This window comes from Streptomyces sp. NBC_01481 (assembly GCF_026339995.1).
Lineage (GTDB): Bacteria > Actinomycetota > Actinomycetes > Streptomycetales > Streptomycetaceae > Streptomyces.
Genome location: NZ_JAPEPT010000001.1, coordinates 675,638 through 697,530 on the forward strand (window position 1 = coordinate 675,638; position 21,893 = coordinate 697,530).

The following is a 21,893-nucleotide window of genomic DNA, read 5'->3' on the forward strand; positions in this document are numbered from 1 at the left end:
TCACATCGGTCAATCTGGGTGCTTCTGCTGGCTACTTCTTCACACGAACTGTCTTGGTGGAGCGCGTTTCGAGGGTCATCTCGTCCGCCTCCGCGACCTTCGCCTTCAGTCGCACAGTACCCGTCGCCGCATCGACGACGTCCACCACCTTCGAAAGCAGTTTCGCAGTGTCCTCGTTGCCCGAGTCAGCCGCGAGCTGCACCGCGCGGCCGAGCTTCGCGGTCGCGCCGTCGATGTCGCCCGACTTGCGGGCATCCAGCCCCTGTTGGATGACTTGTGCCAGTTCGGCCTGACCCGTGTAGTGCGCGACCTGCGGATTGATGGAGGTGGACGCCACCATGTCGTCCGTCCACACCGCGCGTACGAGACCTTGCGACAGCACCTGCGGAGCGCCGCCGTCCGCGGCCGGAATGATCAGCGAGACGCGGGCGGCGAGCATCTCCTGGCCGATGCCCGCCTCCGGCACCTGGACGCATACGTGATAGTCGCGGGACTCGTCGCCCCAGGATCCCGTGGGGTAGTCCCCGGCCCGGGGACCCGCCTCCGTGCGCCGCCCGGTCAGCTCCTCGACCGTCGGAGCCACTTGCTTGATGAACTTGATCTCCACGCCGACGGGTGTCCACAGCCGCAGCGCCACGTCCGCGACCTCCTTGCCCATCGCGTTCTCCATCATGCTCGTGAAGTCCGCGGCCAGCTCGGCCGGGTTCGCGACAATGTCCGCCGTGCCGAGCAGCGCGGAGGCGACACCGGTGACCTCCTTGACCTCCCAGTCGGTCCCGACGCCGCGGGCGTCGCACGTGAAGCGGCCCCCGACCGCGTCGAGCGTGGCCCGCAGATCCTCCGGGGCCTCGTGCTCGTTACGGCCGTCGGTGAGCAGGATGCCGTGCCTGATCGCGACATCGGAGGTGGCGAGCAGCCGGTCGGCCAGCCGCAGCCAGGTGCCGATCGCGGTGCCGCCGCCCGCGGTGAGACGCCGCAGGGCGTCCTTGGCCTGGGCGCGGGTCGCCGGATCGGCGACGGCGAGCTTTCCGTCGCCGGGGAAGACCTCGGCGGCCACATGCGTGCCCGCGACCACCGCGAACGCGACGCCGTCGCGCAGGGTGTCGATGGCGGCAGCCGTGGCATCACGGGCATTGCGCATCTTGGTCGGCGGGTAGTCCATCGAGCCGGAACAGTCGACCATGATCACTACGGCCGCGCTCGGTGCCTGCCCCGGTATGGCGGCGGGGGAGGGCGTGGCGCCCGTGAGCGGAGCACCGCCACTGGTGCCGCCCCCCGTGGAGGTGACCGTGACGATCGCGTTCACCTCGCGGCCGCCCTCGGGCAGGTATGCGTTCTGGTACACCTCGACGGAGAACTGCGGCACCTGGGACTTGGAGAAAACAGCCATCTGAATCGGCTCCTTGAGGCTCCGCTCGGGCAGAGTTGGTCAGAATCGGTCAGCGAGAAACGACATGAAGGTCCGCAAGCCGCGGACAAAAGGGGGCTCAAGCCTTGTTGTAGGCCGATCCTGCCCCTTGCTGCGGCACGGCGAACGGCAGGACGGCCACTGTTACGTTGTCGTGGCCCCCGCCGTCCAGGGCATGACCGACCAGAACCTGCGCACTGTGCAGAGGCCGTCCCGCGGCATCGGCCGGGATCGCCCGGGCCATGTCCTCGGCGCCCTCGGCGTAGTTCCACAGGCCGTCCGTGCAGACCACGACCACACCGGAACGGTCCGGCTTGAAGGACGCGGTGTGCGGCTCCAGTTCGTACGCGTCCGCTCCCAGCCAGCCCGTGATGGCGTGGGCGCGCTCGTCCGCGTAGGCCTCGGCCTCGCTCATCAGGCCCGCCGCCACCATCTGGGCGGCCCAGGAGTCGTCATCGGTGAGCCGGGCGGGCGGGCCGCTGCGGTCGTCGGGCACCCAGTACGCCCGGCTGTCGCCGACCCAGCCGACGACCAGCAGACCGCCGGCCGCGATCGCGCCGACGATCGTGCACGCGGGCGCGTTCTGGTGGCGGTGCGAATCGTGCTCCATCGCCTCGCCCTCACCGGGGTCGGTGGCAAGGGAGTTGACCGCGTCCGCGGCTGCAACGATCGCCTCGTGCATGGCCTGCTGGGGGTGCGTGCCGCGCGGCAGGATCTCCAGCAGCAGCTCGTTGGCGGCGCTCGCCGCGGCCTCGGAGGCCTCGTCGGGGCGGGTCGCCGACGACACCCCGTCACAGACGATCGCGACGACGGCCGGTGAGCCGTCGGGCAGGGCCGTGGAGGAGACCGCGAACGAGTCCTCGTTGCGGTGGTGGCGCAGTCCGCGGTCGCTGACCGCGGCGACCGAGCCGAGCTCACGCTCCATGTGGTCGCGCTCGCGGGGCTGGGCGTGCCCGCAGTTCTCGCAGTAGCCGTCGGTGTCGACATGACCGGCGCGGCAGGCCACGCAGAGCTTGGTGCCGGACGGGGCAGTCACGGGATCCACGGCGCGCGGGTCGGCGGCGCCGACGGGGGCCGCCTCGGGTGCGGGCAGCTCGAAGTCGCCACTGGGAGAGACGCTCGGCGCGGCATTGGGTGAGGCCTTGGGCGCGGTGGCTTGGACAGGGACGACGGGGACATCGGGCGAGGCCTCACGGCCCGGCCGGTTGTCGTACCGTACGGCCGCCGGGGCGGCCAGCGGGCTGCCGCCCGAGTCCGTGCCCGGCAGATCGCCGGGCCGGTGCGTGGGCGTCGGGGTACCCGCACTGTCCGTGCCGGTCGCCGTCGGCCACTGGACTGCCGTGCCGATGGCGATGGTCGGGTGGTCGTCCGGCTGCTCGGGCACGGCCGAGAGGTCGTATCCGCACGCGCCGCAGAAGAGGTCACCCCTCTCCAGCGGCTCGTCGCAGCTTGGGCAGGTCGACCCCGCGGCCGGGTGGTGCATCTGCGAGGCCATCAATCACACCCACGTCCGGGGGCGGAAGCGGTTGGCCCGCTCCACCAGGTCGATCCGCTCCTCGCCGCGCTGGGCGAGCCGGGCGAGTACCCGGTAGGAGCGTTCCAGCCCGAAGCGCAGTCCGCGCTCGTCCAGTTCGCTGCCGAGCAGCACGGTCGGCGTGCTCTGCGCCGCCGCGTGCGGTGCGCTCGGCGCGTTCTGTACGGACGGAGGGGCTCCGGGACTACCGGAGAGTACCCAGTCCAGGGCCGTGCCGAGTACTTCTGTCGACAACTGTTCGCGGCGTACGGCGTCCAGACCGAAGTCCTTCAGGGCGTCCACCTGCGCTGCGGCAGCCAACAGGTCGCCGATCAGCGGCTCGTGCACGGCGCGTCGCCGCAGCCTCGCCCGCACGGCGGCCACGCGCGCCGCCGTGTAGTGGATCGACGCCTCCGGCACCGACTCCAGAGTCCGTACGGCTCCGGCCCGGTCGCCCGCCGCGAGCTGCACCCGCGCGAGGCCGAAGGCGGCGCTGACATAGCTCGGGTCGGTCGTCCACACCAGGCGGTAGTACTCAGCGGCGTTGTCCAGCTGGCCGAGCACCTCGGCGCAGACGCCCAGCGCGAGCTTGGGCGCGGGCTCGCCGGGGAACGCGTCGTAGATCGCGTCGAAGGAGAGCGCCGCGACCTCGTTCTCCCCGGTCACCAGGGAGGTGAGTCCGCGGTACCAGACGACCCGCCAGTCGTCGGGGTGCTGGCCCTCCAGGGTGGCGAGCGCCTTGCTCGCGGAGTCCAGTTCGCCCATCTCCAGGCGGGCGCGCAGCTCACGCAGCCGGGTCTCCGGGGAGGCGGCGGACGTGGAGTGCAGCGCGGCGATCAGCTCGGCGGGGGCCGAGGCCATGAGACCGGCGAGGAAACCGGCGTTGGGGTCGTTCGGGTCGACGCGCGGCACGGGCAGGGCGAGTGAGGTCGCGCGGGTGCCGAGCGTGGCGAGGTGGGGCGCGAGAGCGTGGACGCCTGCGGCCCCTCCGCCCGCGATCCCGGCAACCGGTGCGGGCGTCCCGCCCAGGTGGCCGGGCCCGCCGATGCCGTATCCGGCGCCGTAGACGCCCAGTTGGGGCGCGCCTTCGCCCACACGCGCCCCGGGCACCAGCGCGCCGCCCGCACCCACCGGGGCCGGGCCGCCCACCGCCGCAGGACCCGTGCCCACCGAGCCGTTCGCCGCCGCCGACTGCTTACCGCGCCCACGGCCCGAAGCCGCCGCCGCACGCCCGCCCAGCTGCGACACGTCTCCCGTCAGCTCGGCGAACAACTGCGTGTCCGTGACTCGCAGTTCGGGCCCGAACAGCGTGGACAGCGAGGGCCGCGGGCGTCCCGTCTGGATCGCGACGACCTCCCTGAGCACACCCGTCAGCTGCTCCGCCATCTCCTGCGCCGAGGCGAACCGCCGAGCCGGGTCCGGGTCCGTCGCCCGCACCAGCAGCCGGTAGAAGGACTCGTACGTCTGGAAGACCTTGATGTTCTCCGGATCGGGAAGGGAGTCCACGAACACATTCGTGTAGCCCTGGAAGTCGAAGGTCAGCACCGCCAGCGTGCGTGCGACGGTGTACAGGTCGGAGGCGACCGAAGGGCCGATCTCGGCGACCTCCGGGGCCTGGTAGCCGACCGTGCCGTAGATCGCGGACTCGTCGTCGTCCATCCTGCGGACCGCGCCCATGTCGATGAGCTTGAGCTGGTCCTGCTGCTGGATGGCGTTGTCGACCTTGAAGTCGCAGTACAGCAGGTTCCGGCTGTGCAGATGCCCGAGGGCCTCCAGCGCCTCGATGCCGTACGCACACGCCTGCTCGACCGGCAGCGGATCGCGCTTGCCGGCCGTGTCGCGCCGCTCGTTGGCGATCTCCTTCAGCGACTTGCCGCCGACGTACTCCATGACGATGTAGCCGTCGAGCGAGCCCGTGCGCTGGTCGAGATGCTCCACGAAGTTGTAGATACGGACGATGTTGGAGTGCTCGATCTCCGCGAGGAAGCGGCGCTCCGAGATCGCCGCGGCCATGGCGTCCTGGTCGCCCGTGTCCAGCAGGCCCTTGAGCACCACCCACCGGTCGGAGACCGCGCGGTCCACCGCCAGATAGACCCAGCCCAGGCCGCCGTGGGCGAGGCAGCCCACCACTTCGTACTGCCCGTGCACGATGTCGCCGTCGGCGAGCTTGGGCACGAACGAATACGGGTGGCCGCACTTGGTGCAGAAGCCTTCCGTACGCCCGGGACGTTCACCGCGCGAACGGCCCACCGGTGCCCCGCAGTCGGAGCGCGAGCAGAACCGCTTGCGCTCGGGAACCTCGGGGTTCTCCATCACCGCCGTGCGCGGGTCGGGGCGCGGGACCTGCGGCACGGTGACCAGGCCCGCACCCAGCCGGTTGCGGCCGGACGCGCCCGTGGAGGTGCCGGAGCTGCGCACCGAGACCGACCGGGTCGAGGTGCTGCTCCCGGTCAGCGAGCGCGAAAGCCGCCCCGATACGGAACGCCGCGAGGTCGACGAGCGCGAAGAGGCCCGCGAGGAGCGTGAACTGCGCGCCGAGCCGGAGTCCCTGCCGCCGCCCGTGATGCCGGTGGGCTGCGAGGACACCATGCCGTTCGACGAGACGACGGGAGCGAGCCCGCAGGTGTCGCAGTACAGCTCACCGCCGCCCATGTCCTCGTAACCGCCCTCGCAGCCGGGGCGCTGGCACTTGTTGTTCTCGCTCATGAATCCCCCCTGCGGTCCTGGGGCCCGGCCGGTCCGGCCTGGCGCGGGACCAGTACTTCGGCCGCGGCCTGCTGATAGCGCAGCACCGCCTGTTCGGCGACGCGCAGATCGCACGGCGCGCTCCACAGCATCCGGCGGGCCGCGTCGTACCGCTCGATCAGCAGCGGGTCCTCCGCCATGCCGTGCCGGGCCACCTTCGCCTTGTACGCGTCGAGGCGTCCGCGCAGCTCCGCGCGGATGGCGAGCGGCGCGGTCACGGCCGTCAACGACTCACGGGCGCGCATCAGTTCGTCCTCGGCCTCGCGCTCCAGCGATTCGAGCAGCGGCGAGAGCCGATGCCACTGGGAGTGCCTGCGGTACTCGGCCGCCGTGGCGAGCCGCTCCTGCAGCGCGGTCGGCGGGCCGCTGACCGCAGGCACCTCGGAGGCCGCGATCTTCGCGAGCACCTCGCCGCGCGCGGACCGTGCCTCGGTCAGCGTCCGGTCGGCGCGCGAGAGCACGTCGCGCAGCCGCAGCAGCCGCTCCTCGGAGTCCTGCCGGACCTGGAGCACCGCCTCGATCTCACGGCGGATGTCCTCAAGGGCGCGGGCCGCCCGGTCGTACCGGTCGGTGTCGGGCCGTCCGCCGCCCGGGGCCGAACTGCCGGGCGCGGGCCGCCAGAAGGCGAGCGGATCGGAGATCACCTGGGCACGCAGCGTGGACAGCTCATGGGTGATCGCCTCCAGCTCGTCACCGGCCGGGTGCTCGCCGGGCCGTACGCCGACGGAGTGCGCGAGCGACCGGGTCCGCTGCAGTTCGGCGGAGAGCAGATCTATGCGGGCGGGCAGAGCCGACCACACCGAGTCGGCCGTGACGACCATGTCCAGCGAGCTCGCGTACAGCTCGTTCATCCGGGCGACCAGCTCTTCGAGCGTGAACTGCTCGGAGAGCTTGGCGGGCCCGGTGATCGACGGCGCGGTGTGGGTGGCGGTGCCGGCGACCGTGACGCTGCGGCCGCGCAGCCGCTCGGTCAGCTCCACCAGGTCCTCACGGCTGGGCCAGCGACGGCGGGAACGCAGCTCACGGGTGTCGTTCAGGGCGGCGGCGTACGCGTCGAAGTACCCCCACAGCACGGTGATCGCCTGCTCGGCGGAGGCCCAGCGGTCCTTGGTGACGCCCGTGAGCTCGGCGCCTTCGAGGAGCCGGCGGCCCGCATGGTCCTGGAGGGCGAGGAGCGACGTCTCGATCGCTTCGTGCTCGGCGCCGAGGCGCGCCAGAGCACGGTCCACCTCGTCCCGGTCCATCACCGGTCCTGGGGGTCCCGCCGCGAAGCTGGGGGAGGGTCCCGCCGCGCCCATCGATCACCTCTCCGCTCTTCCTTGCCGGACTAGCTTTCCTGCAGGACTAGGTCGTGTCCAGCCGATCTTGCCGGGCTCGCGTGCCCTGGCACGCACCACCCCGCTCCCTGATCCGGCCTGATCGACCGGACAGGACCTGGTTGTTCGCGTCCGGCTTCAGCCGGTGCGGTACTTCGGCGCGGGCGGCCCGGGTATCCCGGGCAGATCGGCCACCAGCCACTTGTTGTACGCCTCCGTCCACGGGCCCTTGCGGTAGTCGTCGAGCACGCTGTTCACCCGGCGCACCAGGTCGTCGTTGCCGAGCTTGGTGGCGACGCCGTAGAACTCGGTGGTGAAGGGCTTGCCGCCCTTGAGCGCGACCGCCGGGTCCTGAGCGGCCTGGCCCGCCGCGAGGGCCGCGTCCGTGACGACGGCGTCGACGAGGCCCAGCTGCAGCCGCACCAGGCAGTCGAGCTGATTGGGCACAGTGAGCTGGTCCTCGTCCGATGCCTGCCCGTCGTGCGCGTCCTTGAACGTCGCCCCGAAGGAGTTCTTCTCCAGTGCCTCGTAGGCCGTCGAGCCTTCGGCCGAGCAGACCTTCTTCCCGGACAACGACTTGTCGTATCCGGTGATCGACGACCCCTTGGGGGCGAGCACCTGCTGGCCGGTCTGGAAGTACGCCGTGGAGAACGCGACCTGCTTGACCCGGGCGCAGTTGATCGTCATCGTACGGACGACGATGTCCACCGTGCCGTTGTTCAGGGCGGGTATGCGCTGGTTGGTCGGGATGGCGCGGAAGATGATGGCGTCGGGCCTGCCGAGGATGTCCTTGGCGATGGCCCGGGCGAGGTCGATGTCGAAGCCTTCGAGGCCGCCGGTGGCGGGATTGCGGTAACCCCAGCGGTAGCTGTTCTGGTCGACGCCGACGATCAGCTTGCCGCGCTGCACGATTGCGTCGATGGTCGGTCCGCCGGCGGTCGACGACGGCAGCGAGGCTTCGGGGGTGGTGCAGCCGTCCTCCTTGGCGGGCACGACGGAGGCCACGCCCTGGGTGGCCGGCTCCGCGCCGGGCTCCTGCGTACCTCTGGCCAGCGGCAGGAGTGTGACGGCGGCGGTCAGCGCGCAGGCCGCAGCCATCCCCGCGACGCCCTCCCAGCCGCGGATCCTGCTCCTCACGTCCCTCATGGCGCCCCCTCTCACCGGTACTCCGAAAGCCTGCGGTTGATGCCGAGTACGGCTCCTGCCGCGCCGAGCACGGCCAGTGCGGCGGCGCCGACCGGCAGCCCGTCCAGCGCGCCGCGCCCGGACGTCGCCGACGCCGTGAACTCCCGCTGCTCATGGTCGATCGCCCTGCGCAGCGCCGCGTCCACCGTGTCGAAGGACTGGCCCGTCGAGGCCTTCGGGCCGATGATCTGCTGCAGCGCGCTGTCGTAGTCGCCGCCGTTGTCGGTGGCACGCGCCTTCTTGTGGCGGGTGCGCCACTCGGCGACGGCGTTGGTGGCGTCCGCGACGGGGTCGCGTCCCTCGGAGTCGTCCGCCAGGTCCTTCGCCGATGTCAGCGTGACGCCGACGGCGTCCATCCGGTTCGTGTAGTTGAATTCGTACTGGTCGTTCTTCCCGTCCGGGGTGAGGACCGCGCCCCGGGAGACGACCGCCAGATTCTCGTTGGCACGGGCCTGCAGCGCCTGTACCCGCGAGCTGTTGAGGGCTTTCAGGGACTCCTGGCCGCCCTCCATGGCGTTGTTCAGCTCGGCACGGGCCACCGAGTGACCCACGATCAGCCAGAGCACGACGACCGTCGACGCGGCCGTGGCGGCGAGCAGCCCGTGGTTGAACATCCGGTTCGTCCGCCGGTAGTTGCGCCGCTGGGCCCAGACGAGCGCTCCGAGCACCAGCACACCCAGTCCGAACGAGACGAACGGCCAGTCGCGCGCGTCGTCGTTGTCCTCACCGAGGCGCTTCGTCTCCGCCTGGTAGAGCTTGTCGGCGGCGGGCAGCAGCTCGTTCGACATTTTCAGGTTGGCGTAGCGCAGATAGGCGCCGCCGAGCGGCAGGCCCTGCCGGTTGTTGGCACGGGCGCGCTCGATCAGGCCCGTGTAGCGGGGCAGCTGCTCGTTGAGAGCGGCAATCTGGCGGCCCGACTCGGTCGAACTGTCGGTGTTCGCGGCGGCGTTGATGAGCAGCCTGGACGCTGCCGTGATGTCCTTCTCGTACCGCTCATGGATCGCGCGAGGCTCTTCGGCACCCGCGAGGAAGCCATTGGCGGCCGCCGCGTCCGCGTCGGCCAGCGAGCGGTGGATGGACGCGGCGTCCGCGCTCAGCGGCTGACTGCGGCTCACCACATCGTCGGCCGCGGAGGCGCGGTCGGAGATCTCGAACGCGGTGACCGCGCCGAACGCCACGACCAGCGCGGCCAGAACGGCCCCGATGATCTGCAGCCGCCCCGGCTCGGTCGTCGCCGCGGTGCGCAGTCGCTCCTTGCCCACAGCCCAGGCGCCACGGTGTGCGGGCGGCTGGATGGCCGGGCGAGCCGGTGGCTGTGCGGGCGCATGCCCCGGAGCCGACTGGGGCGCGGTGCGCACATTCGGCGGGTATGTCACGTGACCTCCCCCTCGGTCCCTGACGTCGGCCCGCCCCCCGGCGGGTCGGGAGACTGCTCCCGGCCAGCAGTATGGCCGGAGTGACCGACATTCACACCAGGATTGACTGGATCTTGTTCCCATCGCAGCAACCCAGGATCCTGCCAGACCGGTCTCCCCACCATGAATACGCCCCCCGACCTCGATCGGTTCCCGTTGGCGAGGGGTGGACACGGGTGCCGGACGGGCATGAGTTCAAACCCGTCCGGCGAGTGAGAACAGCCCTGCCCCATTGACCCTGCGCTACACGTAAATTGACCCTGGGCTACGCGTAATACGCACGCAGCCGGGCACGAGCCTGTGGCGGCGCCCCCACATGGTCGAGCCCCAGCAGGGCCGCGCCGAGCACCGGCGGTGCCGTCACCACCTCGATGACCGCCTTCGGAGCCCTGGCCGCCAGCAAGATGCCGATCTGCTCGTCCAGTTCCGGATGCCGAGCCGCCAGCACACTGCCGCCCAGCAGCACCGGCACCTCCTCGTCCAGGAGATCGAGCCGGGCCAGCGCCACCGTGGACAGCGCGACGACCTCCTGTGCCAGCCGGTGCACCAGCGAGCGGGCCACCGGGTCGCCCTCCGCGCTGGTTCTGAAGAGGACCGGAGTCAGCTCGTGCCTGCGCCCCGAGGGGATGTGCCCCAGGTGCAGTGCCTCTATGAGGGCGTACATCGAGTCGAGTCCGAAGTGCGCGGGCAGCGTACGGGCCAGGGCCGTCGGCTCGCCCCGCCCGTCCTCCGCCCGCGCCGCGAACCACAGCGCCTCCTCCGCGAGGCCCGCGCCTCCGCCCCAGTCCCCCGAGATCTTGCCGATCGCCGGGAAGCGCGCGGTGCGGCCGTCCGGCAGCATGCCGACGCAGTTGATTCCCGCGCCGCACACCACCGCGACACCGCGCGGCTCGTCGACACCGGCGCGCAGGATCGCGAAGGTGTCGTTGCGGACTTCGGTCGTACGCCCCCAGCCGCGCCGCTGCACCGCCTCGGCCAACTCCCGTTCCTCCACCGGGAGATCGGCGTTGGCCAGGCAGGCCGAAACATGCGCCACGCCCGTCACGTCCGCCTCGGCCAGTGCCTGGCCGACCGCTTCGGCGAGGCCGTCGATCGCCGCCTCCACGCCGACCTGTGGCGGCTGGAAGCCACCACCGCGCGCGGCAGCGAGCACGGCGCCATCCCCACCGATCACGGCCACATCGGTCTTGCTGTTGCCCGCGTCGATGGCGAGCACACTCGTCTCCGCGGGCCGACGTGCGTTCAGGCCCACGCGAGGTGCTCCCGGTTGTGCGCGATCAGCTTGTCGGTGAGCGCATCGGCGTACTCGTACTGGCCGATCAGGGGATGAGACAGCAGTGCCTTGAAGACACGGTCGCGGCCGCCGCGCAGGGCAGCCTCCAGCGCCAGGTCCTCGTACGCCGTGACATGGGTGATCAGCCCGGCGTACAGCGGGTCGAGCTCGGGCACGGGCAGCGGGGTCGCGCCCTGCGCGCCCACGGCGGCCTGCACCTCGATCACCGCGTCGGCGGGGAGGAAGGACAGGGTGCCGTTGTTGACGGTGTTGACCACCTGATACGGGCTGCCGCCCCCGCCGATGAGGGAAGCCGCGAGATCCACGGCCGCCTCCGAGTAGAAGGCGCCGCCACGCCTGGCCAGCAGCTCCGGCTTGGTGTCGAGCGCCGGGTCGCCGTACATCTTCAGCAGCTGTTTCTCCATCTCCGCGACCTCGGCGGCCCGCGAAGGCTTGGTCCTCAGCTCCCGTACGACCTCGTCGTGCGCGTAGAAGTAGCGCAGGTAGTACGAGGGGACGACGCCGAGCCGGTCGAGCACCGCGCGCGGCAGACGCAGATCGTCGGCGATCGCGTCACTGTGCTCGGCCAGCAGCTTCGGCAGTACGTCCGCGCCCTCCGGGCCGCCGAGTCGCACCCCCGTCTCCCACGTCAGGTGGTTCAGGCCCACATGGTTCAAGTGGACGTCGGTGGCGGCGACTTCGAGGAGGGCCGCGAACCTGCGCTGGAAGCCGATGGCGACATTGCACAGGCCCACAGCCTTGTGGCCGGCCTGCAGCAGCGCCCTGGTCACGATGCCCACCGGGTTGGTGAAGTCGATGATCCAGGCGTCCGGGTTGGCACGCCGCACCCGCTCGGCGATGTCGAGGACGACCGGGACCGTACGCAGCGCCTTGGCGAGGCCGCCCGCGCCCGTCGTCTCCTGGCCGACGCAGCCGCACTCCAGCGGCCAGGTCTCGTCCTGGTTGCGGGCCGCCTGACCGCCGACGCGCAGCTGCAGCAGCACCGCGTCGGCGTCCGCGACGCCCGCGTCGACGTCGGAGGTGGTGACGATCTTCCCGTCGTGGCTCTGCCTGGCGAAGATCCGCCGCGCCAGACCACCGACGAGCTCCAGCCGGTCGGCCGCCGGGTCGATAAGAACCAGTTCACTGATCGGGAGGGTGTCCCTCAGCCGGGCGAAGCCGTCGATCAACTCAGGGGTATAGGTGGATCCGCCACCCACGACTGCGAGCTTCATGTGGTTCTAGCCCTTCACTCCGGTCAGTGTGACACCCTCGACAAATGCCTTCTGGGCAAAGAAGAAGACGAGGATCACGGGGGCCATGACCAGGACGGTCGCGGCCATGGTCAGATTCCAGTCCGTGTGGTGCGCGCCCTTGAACGACTCCAGGCCGTAACTCAGCGTCCAGGCCGCCGGGTTCTCCGAGGCGTAGATCTGCGGGCCGAAGTAGTCGTTCCAGGCGTAGAAGAACTGGAAGAGCGCTACGGCGGCGATGCCCGGCCTGGCCATCGGCAGCACCACCTTGAGCAGGGTGCGCAGTTCGCTGCAGCCGTCGACCTTCGCCGCGTCCAGATACTCATTGGGGATGGTGAGCAGGAACTGGCGCAGCAGGAAGATCGAGAACGCGTCGCCGAACGCCATCGGGATGATCAGCGGCCACAGCGTGCCCGCCAGGTCGAGCTGCTTCGCCCAGAACAGGTACATCGGGATGATGACCACCTGGGGCGGCAGCATCATCATCGAGATGACGAGCATCAGCGCGAGCCTCTGGCCGCGGAAGCGGAACTTGGCGAGGGCGTACGCGACCGGGATCGAGGACACCACTGTGAGAACGGTGCCGAGCCCCGCGTACAGCAGCGTGTTGCGCCACCACGTCAGAAAGCCCGGAGTGTCCAGCACGCGGCTGTAGTTGTGCCACTCCCAGGTCTTCGGGATGAGGTCGCGGGTGAGTGCCTGCTGGTCGCTCATCAGCGAGGTGAGGACGACGAAGACGAACGGCAGCACGAAGAAGAGCGCGGCCGCGACACCCAGGGAGTGCACCGCGATCCAGTGCAGCAGCGTCTTGCGGCGTGCGGTCCGTTCGGCGTCGCCGACGATGCTTGCCGCCCGGACGGGCTTGTCGAGGATCTGGGTCATGATGGTCAGTCACCCACCTGGACGAGGCCGCCGCGCCTGCGCATCAGGAACGCGGTGAAGACCATGGAGAGCACGAACAGGACGAGCGCGATGACGGCCGCGGCACCGTAGTCGAAGCGCTGAAAGCCGACGTTGTAGACGAGCTGCGGCAGCGTCAGGGTCGACTTCTCGGGGTAACCGGGCTCGAACTGCTGCCCGCTGCCGCCGATGATTCCGGAGGCGACCTTTCCGGCCACCAGCGGCTGTGTGTAGTACTGCATCGTCTGGATCACGCCCGTGACCACGGCGAACATCACGATCGGCGAGATGTTCGGCAGGGTGACGAAGCGGAAGCGCTGCCAGGCCGAGGCGCCGTCCAGCTCCGCCGCCTCGTACTGCTCCTTCGGTACGTCGAGCAGCGCCGCCATGAAGATCACCATCAGGTCGCCGATGCCCCAGAGCGCGAGCGCGGTGAGTGCGGGCTTGGACCAGCCGGCGTCGGTGAACCAGCCCGGGGTCGGCAGTCCGATCGAGTCGAGGATCGAATTGACCGGTCCCGTACCGGGGTTGAGCAGAAAGACGAAGGCGAGCGTCGCCGCGACCGGCGGGGCCAGATACGGCAGATAGAACAGGGTCCTGAAGACCCCGGCCCCCGTCTTGATCTTGGTGATGAGCAGTCCGATGCCGAGGCCGAACAGGACACGGCAGGTGACCATCACGAGCACCAGCCACAGCGTGTTGCGCAGGGCGGGCCAGAACATGGGGTACTCGCTGAAGACGTACGTCCAGTTGTCCAGGCCGTTGAAGACGGGGGGCCGGAAGCCGTCGTACTTCATGAAGGAGAAGTAAACGGTCGAGATCAGCGGGTAGGCGAAGAAGACGCTGAAGCCGATCAGCCACGGTGACATGAAGGCCGCCGTGCGCAGTGCTTGTTTTCTGCGCTTCGCCACAAGGCCAGAGCGCCGGCGCTTCGTCCGCAGCGTGTGCGTAGTCACTGTCTTTCTTCTCTGCTACTTCTGCTTGGCGATGTCGGTGTCGATCTGCTTGGCCGTCTTCTCCAGACCGGCCTTCAGGTCGCTCGCCTTTCCGGACTCGTACTGGTAGCCGAAGTCCTGGAAGGTCACCTGGTACGCGCCGCCGTCGACGTTGGCGGGTGTGGTGTTGGACTTCGGGTGCTGCGCGATGTCGATGAAGGTCTTGAAGCCCGGGTCGATCGTCAGGTTCGGCGACTTGAGCGCCTCGATCGTGGAGGGCACGTTGTGGATGCCGTTGGCGAAGGCCACCACCGCCTCGGTGTCCGTGGTCATGTACTTCACCAGCTCCCACGCGGCGTTCTGCTTCTTGCTCGTGGAGGCGATGCCCATGATCGTGCCGGAGAGATAGCCCTTGCCGTAGTCGGCGACCTGCTCGTCTGCGACGGGCAGCGGCGCGGTGCCGATCTCGAACTTCACCTTCGCGTCCTGGGCCATGCCCAGCCGCCACTCGCCGTCCAGCTGCATGGCGACCTGACCGGTCTGGAAGGGGTGCTTGGCGCCCCACTCGTCACCGAAGGTGTTGCGGTACTTCTCCAGCTTGGTGAAGCCGCCCAGCTTGTTGACCAGGCTCTTCTGGAAGGTCAGCATCTTCGAGAACGCCGGGTCCTTGGCGATGTTGGACTTGCCGTCCGCGTCGAAGTAGGTGGGGCCCCACTGCGAGGCGTAGTGCATGGGGGTCGTCTCGTAGCCGTGGTAGTTCGGCATGAAGCCGAGCTGCTCGTAGCTGTCGCCCTTGGTCTTGGTCAGCTTCTCGGCGACCTTCTCGAACTCGCTCCAGGTCTTCGGCGGGGCGGCGATCCCGGCGGCCTTGAAGGCGTCCTTGTTGTAGTAGAGGCCGTACGCGTCGTTGAGCAGCGGCAGCGAGCACTGGTTGCCCGCGAACTGCGTGTAGTCGAGCAGCGGCTTGTGGAAGACCTTGGCCGGGTCGATCTTCGACTTCGCCAGGAAGGGCTTGAGGTCGACGAAGGCACCGGAGGTGCAGAACTTGCCCACGCTGTCGGTGGTGAAGGAGGAGACCACATCCGGGGCGTTCGAACCGCCCGCCCGCAGCGCCTGGTTGATCTTGTCGTCGGTCATATTGCCGACGATCTTGACCTTGATGTTGCTGTGCGCCTTCTCGAAGCGGGAGACGTTCTCCTGGATGGCCTTGACCTCGCTCGGGGCGCTCCAGCCGTGCCAGAAGGTGATGGTCGTCCTGGCGTTCGGATCGTCGTTGGCCGCGCTGTCGCTCGAGCCCGTACAAGCCGAGGCGAACAGGGATATCGCGGCGGTCGCGGCGAGCGCGGCGGCCGTCTTCCGGGTGCGTGTGGACATGGCGGAGTCTCCCTGTGACGGGTCGTGGGCCGGCGGGTCTTTCGGCAGTTTCGGGCGGGGATCAGCTGGATCAGCGGGAGGTGTCGAAGACTTCGTCGCGCGTGGTGGCCAGGGCGCTCTCCAACGCGCCGCGCAGGACGGGGTGTTCTCGTACGGAACCGAGTACGAGACGGGGCCGGGGGGCGGCCAGTTCGGTGAGTTCCGCCTGCACGCGTTCGCGCAGCGGCTCCCCGCCGGCGGCGATCACATCGCCGGACAGGACGACGAGTTCGGGGTCGAGCACGGCGACCATTGAGGCCAGACCGGTGGCGAGACCGGTCGCGTAGGCGTCGAGCAGCTTGCGGTACGGCCCCGAGTCGGCCTCGGCGGCCCGGGCGACGAGAGACGCGGCGACCTCGGCGTGCGGTCCGTGACCGACGCCCTCGACCCCGAACTCGCGCGCCAGCCGGGGCAGCGCCTGGGCGCCGGCCAGCTCCTGGAAGCCGCCGCTGTTGGCCTTGGTCACCTGCCGCACCAGCGGGGTGCCGGGCACGGGCAGGAAACCGACCTCCCCGGCGCCGCCGGTGAAGCCCCGATGGAGGCGCCCGCCGATGACGACGGCGGCGCCGAGGCCCTCCTCGTTCCACAGGAGCACGAAGTTCTCGTGCCCGTGCGCGGCGCCCAGGCGCTGCTCGGCGACCGCGACCAGGTTGACGTCGTTCTCGTACTCGACGGGCATGGGCAGCACGGCGGCCAGCTCGTCGAGGAGGGTGGGGGAGTGCCAGCCGGGCAGGTGGGAGGCGTACCGCAGCCGCCCCGTGGACGGGTCGAAGGCACCGGGTGTACCGATGACGAGCCGGTGCACATCGGACCGGGTCACCCCGGCGGCCTTCACGGCCCCGTCGAGCGCCTCGGTGACCTGCCGTACGACACTCTCGGCGCGTCGCCCCGGGGTCGGCAGCTCGAACTCCCCGACGGTGGCACCGGTGACATCGGCGACGGCGGCGTGAATGCGCTGTGGCGTCACATCGAGCCCGGCGGCGAAGGCGGCGCGCGCGTTGACGGCGTACAACTGCGCATTGGGCCCGGGCCGTCCCTCGGTGGTCCCGGTGGCGACGACGAGCTCGGCGGATTCGAGCCGCGCGAGCAGCTGCGAGGCGGTGGGCTTGGAGAGGCCGGTCAGCTTCCCTATCTTGGTGCGCGACAGCGGCCCGTGCTCCAGCAGCAGATCGAGCGCGGCCCGGTCGTTCATGGCGCGCAGTACGCGCGGTGTACCGGGTGTGGTCCCGGGTGTACCGGGTGTGGTTCCGGCCACGACGGATGCACCTGCCCTTCGACGCTGCGGATGTTCTCAGCGGACTGTTAGGAAAGTTTCCTATTCAGTTGGGAGGAAGGTAAGCCGCGTGTCGGGCGGGAGTCAATGGTCGGGGCGGCCTAGGCAACCAAAGCGTTACGTGGGCGGGTCGCGGGGCCAGGTAGAGGAACCGGGTTCACTGACGCGGACACGGGAACGGGCCCCTGTCGAGTGGCAGGGGCCCGTTCCCGTGCGTCGTCCTACTTCGACAGGTTCGCCTGAGGCCCGATCGGTGTTGCCGCCATCGACTGCGGGGACGTCGTCGACGCGTACGCCGAAGGTGCCGCCATTCCCGCCGTCGGGTCCGTCGTCGCCGCCTCCTCCGCCACCGGCGGGAGGCCGCCCACGATGCGGATGCCCGCCCTGTCGAAGGCCTGCTTGATGCGCCAGCGCAGTTCGCGTTCCACGCCGAGTGCCTTGCCCGGCATCGTCTTCGCCGAGACCCGGACCGTCATCGAGTCCAGCAGGACCTCGTTCAGGCCCAGCACCTCGACCGGGCCCCACAGGCGCTCGTTCCACGGCTCGGACTTCGCCAGTTCGTCAGCGACCTCGCTGATCACCGAGCGGATGCGGTCCAGGTCCTCCGTCGGGCGGACCATGACGTCGACCGAGGCCGTCGCCCAGCCCTGGCTGAGGTTGCCGATGCGCTTGATCTCGCCGTTGCGGACGTACCAGATCTCACCGTTGTCGCCGCGCAGCTTGGTGACGCGCAGGCCCACCTCGATCACCTCGCCCGAGGCGACGCCCGCGTCGATGCTGTCCCCGACTCCGTACTGGTCCTCCATGATCATGAAGACGCCCGAGAGGAAGTCGGTGACCAGGTTGCGCGCGCCGAAGCCGATCGCGACGCCAGCGACACCCGCCGATGCCAGCAGCGGTGCCAGGTCGATCTTGAAAGCGCCCAGGATCATCAGGCCCGCAGTGCCGAGAATCACAAAAGAGGAGACCGAGCGGAGTACGGATCCGATGGCCTCGGAGCGCTGGCGGCGGCGTTCGGCGTTGACCAGAAGGCCGCCGAGGGCCGTCCCCTCCACCGCCTGGGCGGAGCGGTTCATCCGCTCGATCAGCTTGGTCAGGGCGCGGCGCAGCAGCATCCGCATCACGAGCGCGACCAGCAGGATCAGGGCGATACGCAGGCTGGTGTTCAGCCACGTGGACCAGTTCTGTTCCACGTAGCCCGCGGCGTCTCCCGCCTGCTTGGCGGCCTCGTCGAGCGAGCCCGGCTCGGTGGAGGGGCCGGCGGCCAGTAGGACGGAAAGGGACACGAGGGGAACCTCCAGGCATTGCGGTGGCAGACCAACCACCCTAACGGGGCATCCGGTGTGCTCCGTTGCGGTGTTCGAGGGAGAGACGAGGCTCACCCGGGGATGAACTGGTCGAAGGCATGTGGTTCAAAACACCTCGAGCCCGTTACCTGTACGTGGTGGCGCTCGGACCTGGCATGAGGAGACACTGAAGTGCAGATCGTCCCGGCGCGAGCCACGCGCCGCCGGCGTACAAGGAGGCATCCACCGTGCCGCACGTTCTGGTCCTCAACGCGTCGTACGAGCCGCTCGGCGTCGTACCGCTTCGCCGCGCGCTCATCCTCGTCCTGGAGAACAAGGCTCTCTGCCTCGAGGAATCCGGCGCCTTCATGCACAGCGCGACCCGTGTCATCGCCGCACCCAGCGTCGTACGGCTGAAGCGGTTCGTGCGGGTCCCTTACCGGGGGCCCGTTCCTCTCACCCGCAAAGCACTCTTCGCCCGCGACGGCGGGCGCTGTATGTACTGCGGTGGCGTCGCAACCAGCGTCGACCATGTCATTCCGCGCAGCCGTGGCGGACAGCACGCCTGGGACAACGTGGTGGCGGCCTGCCGCCGCTGCAACCACGTCAAGGCCGACCGGCATCTGCGCGAGCTGGGGTGGCGGCTGCGCCATCACCCCGCCCCGCCGAGCGGGCTCGCGTGGCGCATCATCGGGACCGGGCATAGGGACCCGCGCTGGCTGCCATACCTGCAGCCGTACGGCGCGGACGACGCGATGGCCCGGATCGACGGCATCTCTGCCTGAGAGCGGGTCGTTTTTGTTGGCGCACGGGCGCTGGACCTTCGGGTCCCGCGCCCGCCCAGAGCCCGCGCCGCCCGCCCAGAGCCCGAGCCACGGCCCGCGGCGCCGAGCCCCCTCGGCCTCACTCCGCTACCGCGTACGCCTCCACCGACCACAGTGAGTAGCCGTACTGCGTGGCCCGCGCATCGCCCTGGACCCGGACGAAGCGGGTGTCGCGGCTGTCCATACGGACGATCTCGCGCCCGCCCCTGCCTTCGCCCACCGTCGCCGCAGTGCGCCACGTGCGGCCGTCCGCCGAGACCTGGATGCGGTACCTCGTCGCGTACGCGTCCTGCCAGTGCAGGACGACCTGGCCGAGCCGCGCCGGGCGGGCCAGTTCCAGCTGCCACCAGGCGCCGTCCTCGGGGGGTGAGGACCAGCGGGTCTTCGGGTCGCCGTCGATCGCCGAGGCCGCCGGGAAGTCGGCCGTCTCGTCGCCGGACGAGGACGCGACGGAGCCCGCGGCGCGCGCGAGGTCGGGGCCCGCGGTGCGCGGGTAGGCGCGTACCGTCAGGGTGCGCTCCTCGCCCGCGAAGGACAGCGGCACCTGGTACTCCCCGGCCGGTGTGCCCGCCGGGACGGTGACCTCGACCGGCACGGTCGTCCCCGGCCCGCGCGGCACCGTCGTCTCCTTCGGCACCGTCACCTTGATGCCCGCCGGGGCCTTCGCGGTGAGCGCGCCGCGCACCTCGGCCGGGCGGCGCGCGGTCAGCCGGACCCCGGCCTGCTGCGGGCCGCCGCCGATCTCGGCGTCCGCCTCGCCGCGTACGAGATCGAGGCCCGCGAGGGGCTCGTCCGCGAACCAGGGCACCACGGACCGTACGGCCACAGGCTGCGCGCCGGCCGACGTGATCCGCACCCCGTCCACCCGCATGCCCTTGGCGTCCGCCTGGGTCCAGCCGCTCGCCGAGAGCGGGCCGAGCGGGCGCCAGCCCTTGCCCGGAACGTGTGCTTCCAGGCTGCCGGACACCGCGCCCGCGCCCGGCCTGCCGGATCCAGCGCCCGCGCCGGCGGACGGCTCCGTCATCGCGGTCACGGCCACGACAGGGCGGGGCCGGTCCAGCCACAGCGTGTCCTCGCCGGCCGTCTCCTTGAAACGGTCCGCGCCCGTCCAGGCCGCCGACTCCTTCGCGGCCCGGTCCAGGAAGGGGCCCAGGACACCCTTGCCGACCGTCGCCCGGCTCGTCTTCAGTGCCGGGCGCAGCGGCTCGAGGTCCAGCGAGGCCCGCCAGGCCGCCTCGCCCTCGCCGCGTGCCTGCGCCTGGAGCATGTCGACGGAGAGTTCGCCCGCGCGGCCGTAGCGCGCCAGCTGATCGAGCCACGGCCGTACTTCGTCGTCGAGTCGCCCGTCGGCCGACTGCTTCAGCCGCTGCGGGGCCTCGCGCATCACGGTGAACGCGGCGCGCAGCGCGGCCGCCGCCCGGTCCCGGGCGGCGGCGTCCCCCGTCGTGCGGGAGTGCCAGAACTCCTTCAGCAGCGGTTGCAGATAGCCGGACTCGGCGGGGCTGAGGAGCGAGGAGGAGTGGTTGCCTGCGAGCGCGGTCAGCGCCTCGCGGGTCCTGGTGTCGCCGCCCGCGAGATCGTTGATAGCCGCCTTCCAGGACTCCTGGGGGCGGTAGCCCTTCGGGTTCCAGGCGTAGTCGGCGGCGGTGAAGAGCGGGATGCGGGAGGCGGACGCCTGCTCCATCGCGTTCGCGAGCAGCGCGGCGGAGCCGGTCGCGACGGCGGGCTCGCGGCCCGTGTAGGGGCCGAGGAATATCCGGTCCTGCGCGTAGTCGTTGACCGGGTAGTTGTCCATGGTGACGAGCGGGTGCCTGAACACGTCGCGGGCACCGGCCAGTTCGCTTCCGGTGATGGAACGTGGCACCACGCCGACGCCCGACCACGCCACCTGGACCCGTCCGTCCAGCTCGTCGGCGAGGGCCCGCCGGTAGTCGGTTGTTCCGTCCTGGTAGAACTCCGTCGGCATCAGGGACAGCGGCTGCGCGCCCGGATACCGGTCCGCGAGATGCCCCGCGACCGCGCCCGCGACCCGCGCCTGCGCCCTGGCCGCCGCCTCCGGTCCCGAGCCGAAGGTGTCCGCGTCCCTGCCGCAGTGCCATTCGCTGTAGCTGACGTCCTGGAACTGCAGCTGGAAGGCGCGTACACCCAGCGCCCACATCGCGTCGATCTTGCGGGTCAGCGCCTTGATGTCGCCGTCGTCGGCCAGACACATCTCCTGCGCGGGCGCGACGGCCCAGGCGAGCGTGACGTGGTTCTGCCGGGCACGTTCGGCGAGTTCCCGGAACTGCGCGCGCTGCGCGGCGGGATACGGATCGCGCCAGCGGGCCTGCCGGAAGGGGTCGTCGCCGGGCGCGTACAGGTAGCGGTTCTGCTTGGTGCGCCCCATGAAGTCCAGCTGCGCCAGCCGCTGTTGATGGCTCCACGGCTGACCGTAGAAACCCTCCGTCATGCCGCGTACGGCTGTGCCCGGCCAGTCGCGTACGAGCACTCCGGCGACGCTCGCACCGCCGGCGCCCGCACCGACCGCGCCGGTCTTCCGCACGATCAGCTGGCGCAGCGTCTGCACGCCGTGGAAGAGACCGTCGTCGCCGACGCCGTCGAGCGCGATCGTGGCGCGGCCCTGTATCCGGCCGACGGCGATCCGGTAGCCGCCGGAGGGGAGATCGGCGCGTTCGCGTGCCCGCAGGGCGCGCAGCGCCTCCTGTGCGCCGCTCCCGCCGACGCGCACGACGGGTCCGCGGCCGGGCAGTTCGCTGTGCACGGTCCTGACGCCGGACTCGTGCAGCAGCTCCTTCAGCCGCTGAACGGCGTACGGATCGGCGGCACGGTCCACGAGTACGGTCGCCTCGCTGTCGAGCGGTATGGACGGGCCCGCCGCGCGCATCGTCTGCGGACGCGGCCAGACCGTGGGCAGCCCCGCCTCACCCTCGGGGTCCGTGGCGGTGCCGGCGGGGGTGCCGGGGTTGTCGGGGGCCGCGACCGCGCTGTGCGCGCCGCCGAGCAGGCTGCCGATGACAGCGACCGCGACGGCTGTCGCGGTGCGCCTCCTGCGCGCGAGCCGCACGCCCGTCTCCCCTCGTGTCCCCTGTCGTTCCGGCCGTCGTTCCCGTTGTCGCTCCGCTTGCTGTTCCGGTTGCGTTCCGGTTGGTTTCGA

Annotated in this window: 15 protein-coding genes; 1 reads left to right on the forward strand and 14 read right to left on the reverse strand. The window is 70.6% G+C overall.

The features are described from left to right. Positions 1-31: 31 nt before the first annotated feature. The 13 genes from OOK40_RS03220 to OOK40_RS03280 form a co-directional block, all read right to left on the reverse strand. Positions 32-1,390 (reverse strand): VWA domain-containing protein, encoded by a 1,359-nt coding sequence (locus tag OOK40_RS03220; RefSeq protein ID WP_266476282.1) that lies wholly within the window; start codon positions 1,388-1,390, stop codon positions 32-34. Between the two features lie 97 nt (positions 1,391-1,487). After that, positions 1,488-2,903, reverse strand: a complete 1,416-nt coding sequence (locus OOK40_RS03225) for a PP2C family serine/threonine-protein phosphatase (RefSeq protein ID WP_266476284.1) — start codon at positions 2,901-2,903, stop codon at positions 1,488-1,490. 3 nt (positions 2,904-2,906) lie between these two features. Then, a complete protein-coding gene (locus tag OOK40_RS03230; protein WP_266476286.1) occupies positions 2,907-5,627 on the reverse strand; it encodes a serine/threonine-protein kinase in 2,721 nt (906 codons plus the stop codon). Further along, positions 5,624-6,910, reverse strand: coding sequence for a hypothetical protein (locus tag OOK40_RS03235; protein WP_266476288.1), 1,287 nt, complete (start codon positions 6,908-6,910; stop codon positions 5,624-5,626). The genes OOK40_RS03230 and OOK40_RS03235 overlap by 4 nt, the downstream gene beginning before the upstream one ends. 210 nt (positions 6,911-7,120) lie before the next feature. Beyond that, the gene (locus OOK40_RS03240; protein ID WP_266476290.1) at positions 7,121-8,128 is read right to left on the reverse strand and encodes a glutamate ABC transporter substrate-binding protein; all 1,008 of its coding nucleotides are present in this window, start codon (positions 8,126-8,128) and stop codon (positions 7,121-7,123) included. Positions 8,129-8,139: 11 nt separating this feature from the next. Next, complete coding sequence (locus OOK40_RS03245) at positions 8,140-9,543, reverse strand: hypothetical protein (RefSeq protein ID WP_266476292.1); 1,404 nt, start codon at positions 9,541-9,543, stop codon at positions 8,140-8,142. Positions 9,544-9,847: 304 nt separating this feature from the next. Next, positions 9,848-10,834 carry an N-acetylglucosamine kinase gene (locus OOK40_RS03250; protein WP_266476294.1) on the reverse strand — a complete coding sequence of 329 codons (987 nt, stop codon included), beginning with the start codon at positions 10,832-10,834 and terminating at the stop codon, positions 9,848-9,850. Then, positions 10,825-12,090 (reverse strand): 6-phospho-beta-glucosidase, encoded by a 1,266-nt coding sequence (locus OOK40_RS03255; protein WP_266476295.1) that lies wholly within the window; start codon positions 12,088-12,090, stop codon positions 10,825-10,827. Before OOK40_RS03255 ends, OOK40_RS03250 begins: the two co-directional genes overlap by 10 nt. 6 nt (positions 12,091-12,096) lie before the next feature. Continuing rightward, positions 12,097-12,990 carry a carbohydrate ABC transporter permease gene (locus tag OOK40_RS03260; protein WP_266476298.1) on the reverse strand — a complete coding sequence of 298 codons (894 nt, stop codon included), beginning with the start codon at positions 12,988-12,990 and terminating at the stop codon, positions 12,097-12,099. Between the two features lie 5 nt (positions 12,991-12,995). Next, positions 12,996-13,964 carry a carbohydrate ABC transporter permease gene (locus tag OOK40_RS03265; protein ID WP_266476299.1) on the reverse strand — a complete coding sequence of 323 codons (969 nt, stop codon included), beginning with the start codon at positions 13,962-13,964 and terminating at the stop codon, positions 12,996-12,998. Positions 13,965-13,979: 15 nt separating this feature from the next. Further along, complete coding sequence (locus tag OOK40_RS03270) at positions 13,980-15,317, reverse strand: ABC transporter substrate-binding protein (protein WP_266476301.1); 1,338 nt, start codon at positions 15,315-15,317, stop codon at positions 13,980-13,982. A 70-nt stretch (positions 15,318-15,387) separates the two neighbouring features. Next, complete coding sequence (locus tag OOK40_RS03275; protein ID WP_266478826.1) at positions 15,388-16,548, reverse strand: ROK family transcriptional regulator; 1,161 nt, start codon at positions 16,546-16,548, stop codon at positions 15,388-15,390. A gap of 302 nt (positions 16,549-16,850) precedes the next feature. Then, positions 16,851-17,915 carry a mechanosensitive ion channel family protein gene (locus OOK40_RS03280; RefSeq protein WP_266476303.1) on the reverse strand — a complete coding sequence of 355 codons (1,065 nt, stop codon included), beginning with the start codon at positions 17,913-17,915 and terminating at the stop codon, positions 16,851-16,853. Positions 17,916-18,163: 248 nt separating this feature from the next. Here OOK40_RS03280 and OOK40_RS03285 point away from each other — a divergent pair, with 248 nt between their 5' ends. Further along, positions 18,164-18,700 carry an HNH endonuclease gene (locus OOK40_RS03285; RefSeq protein WP_266476305.1) on the forward strand — a complete coding sequence of 179 codons (537 nt, stop codon included), beginning with the start codon at positions 18,164-18,166 and terminating at the stop codon, positions 18,698-18,700. Positions 18,701-18,818: 118 nt separating this feature from the next. On the opposite strand, the gene OOK40_RS03290 is transcribed toward OOK40_RS03285, so the two are convergent. Further along, entirely contained in the window at positions 18,819-21,803 is a 2,985-nt protein-coding gene (locus OOK40_RS03290) for a beta-N-acetylglucosaminidase domain-containing protein (RefSeq protein ID WP_266476307.1), read from the reverse strand. Between the last annotated feature and the right edge of the window lie 90 nt (positions 21,804-21,893).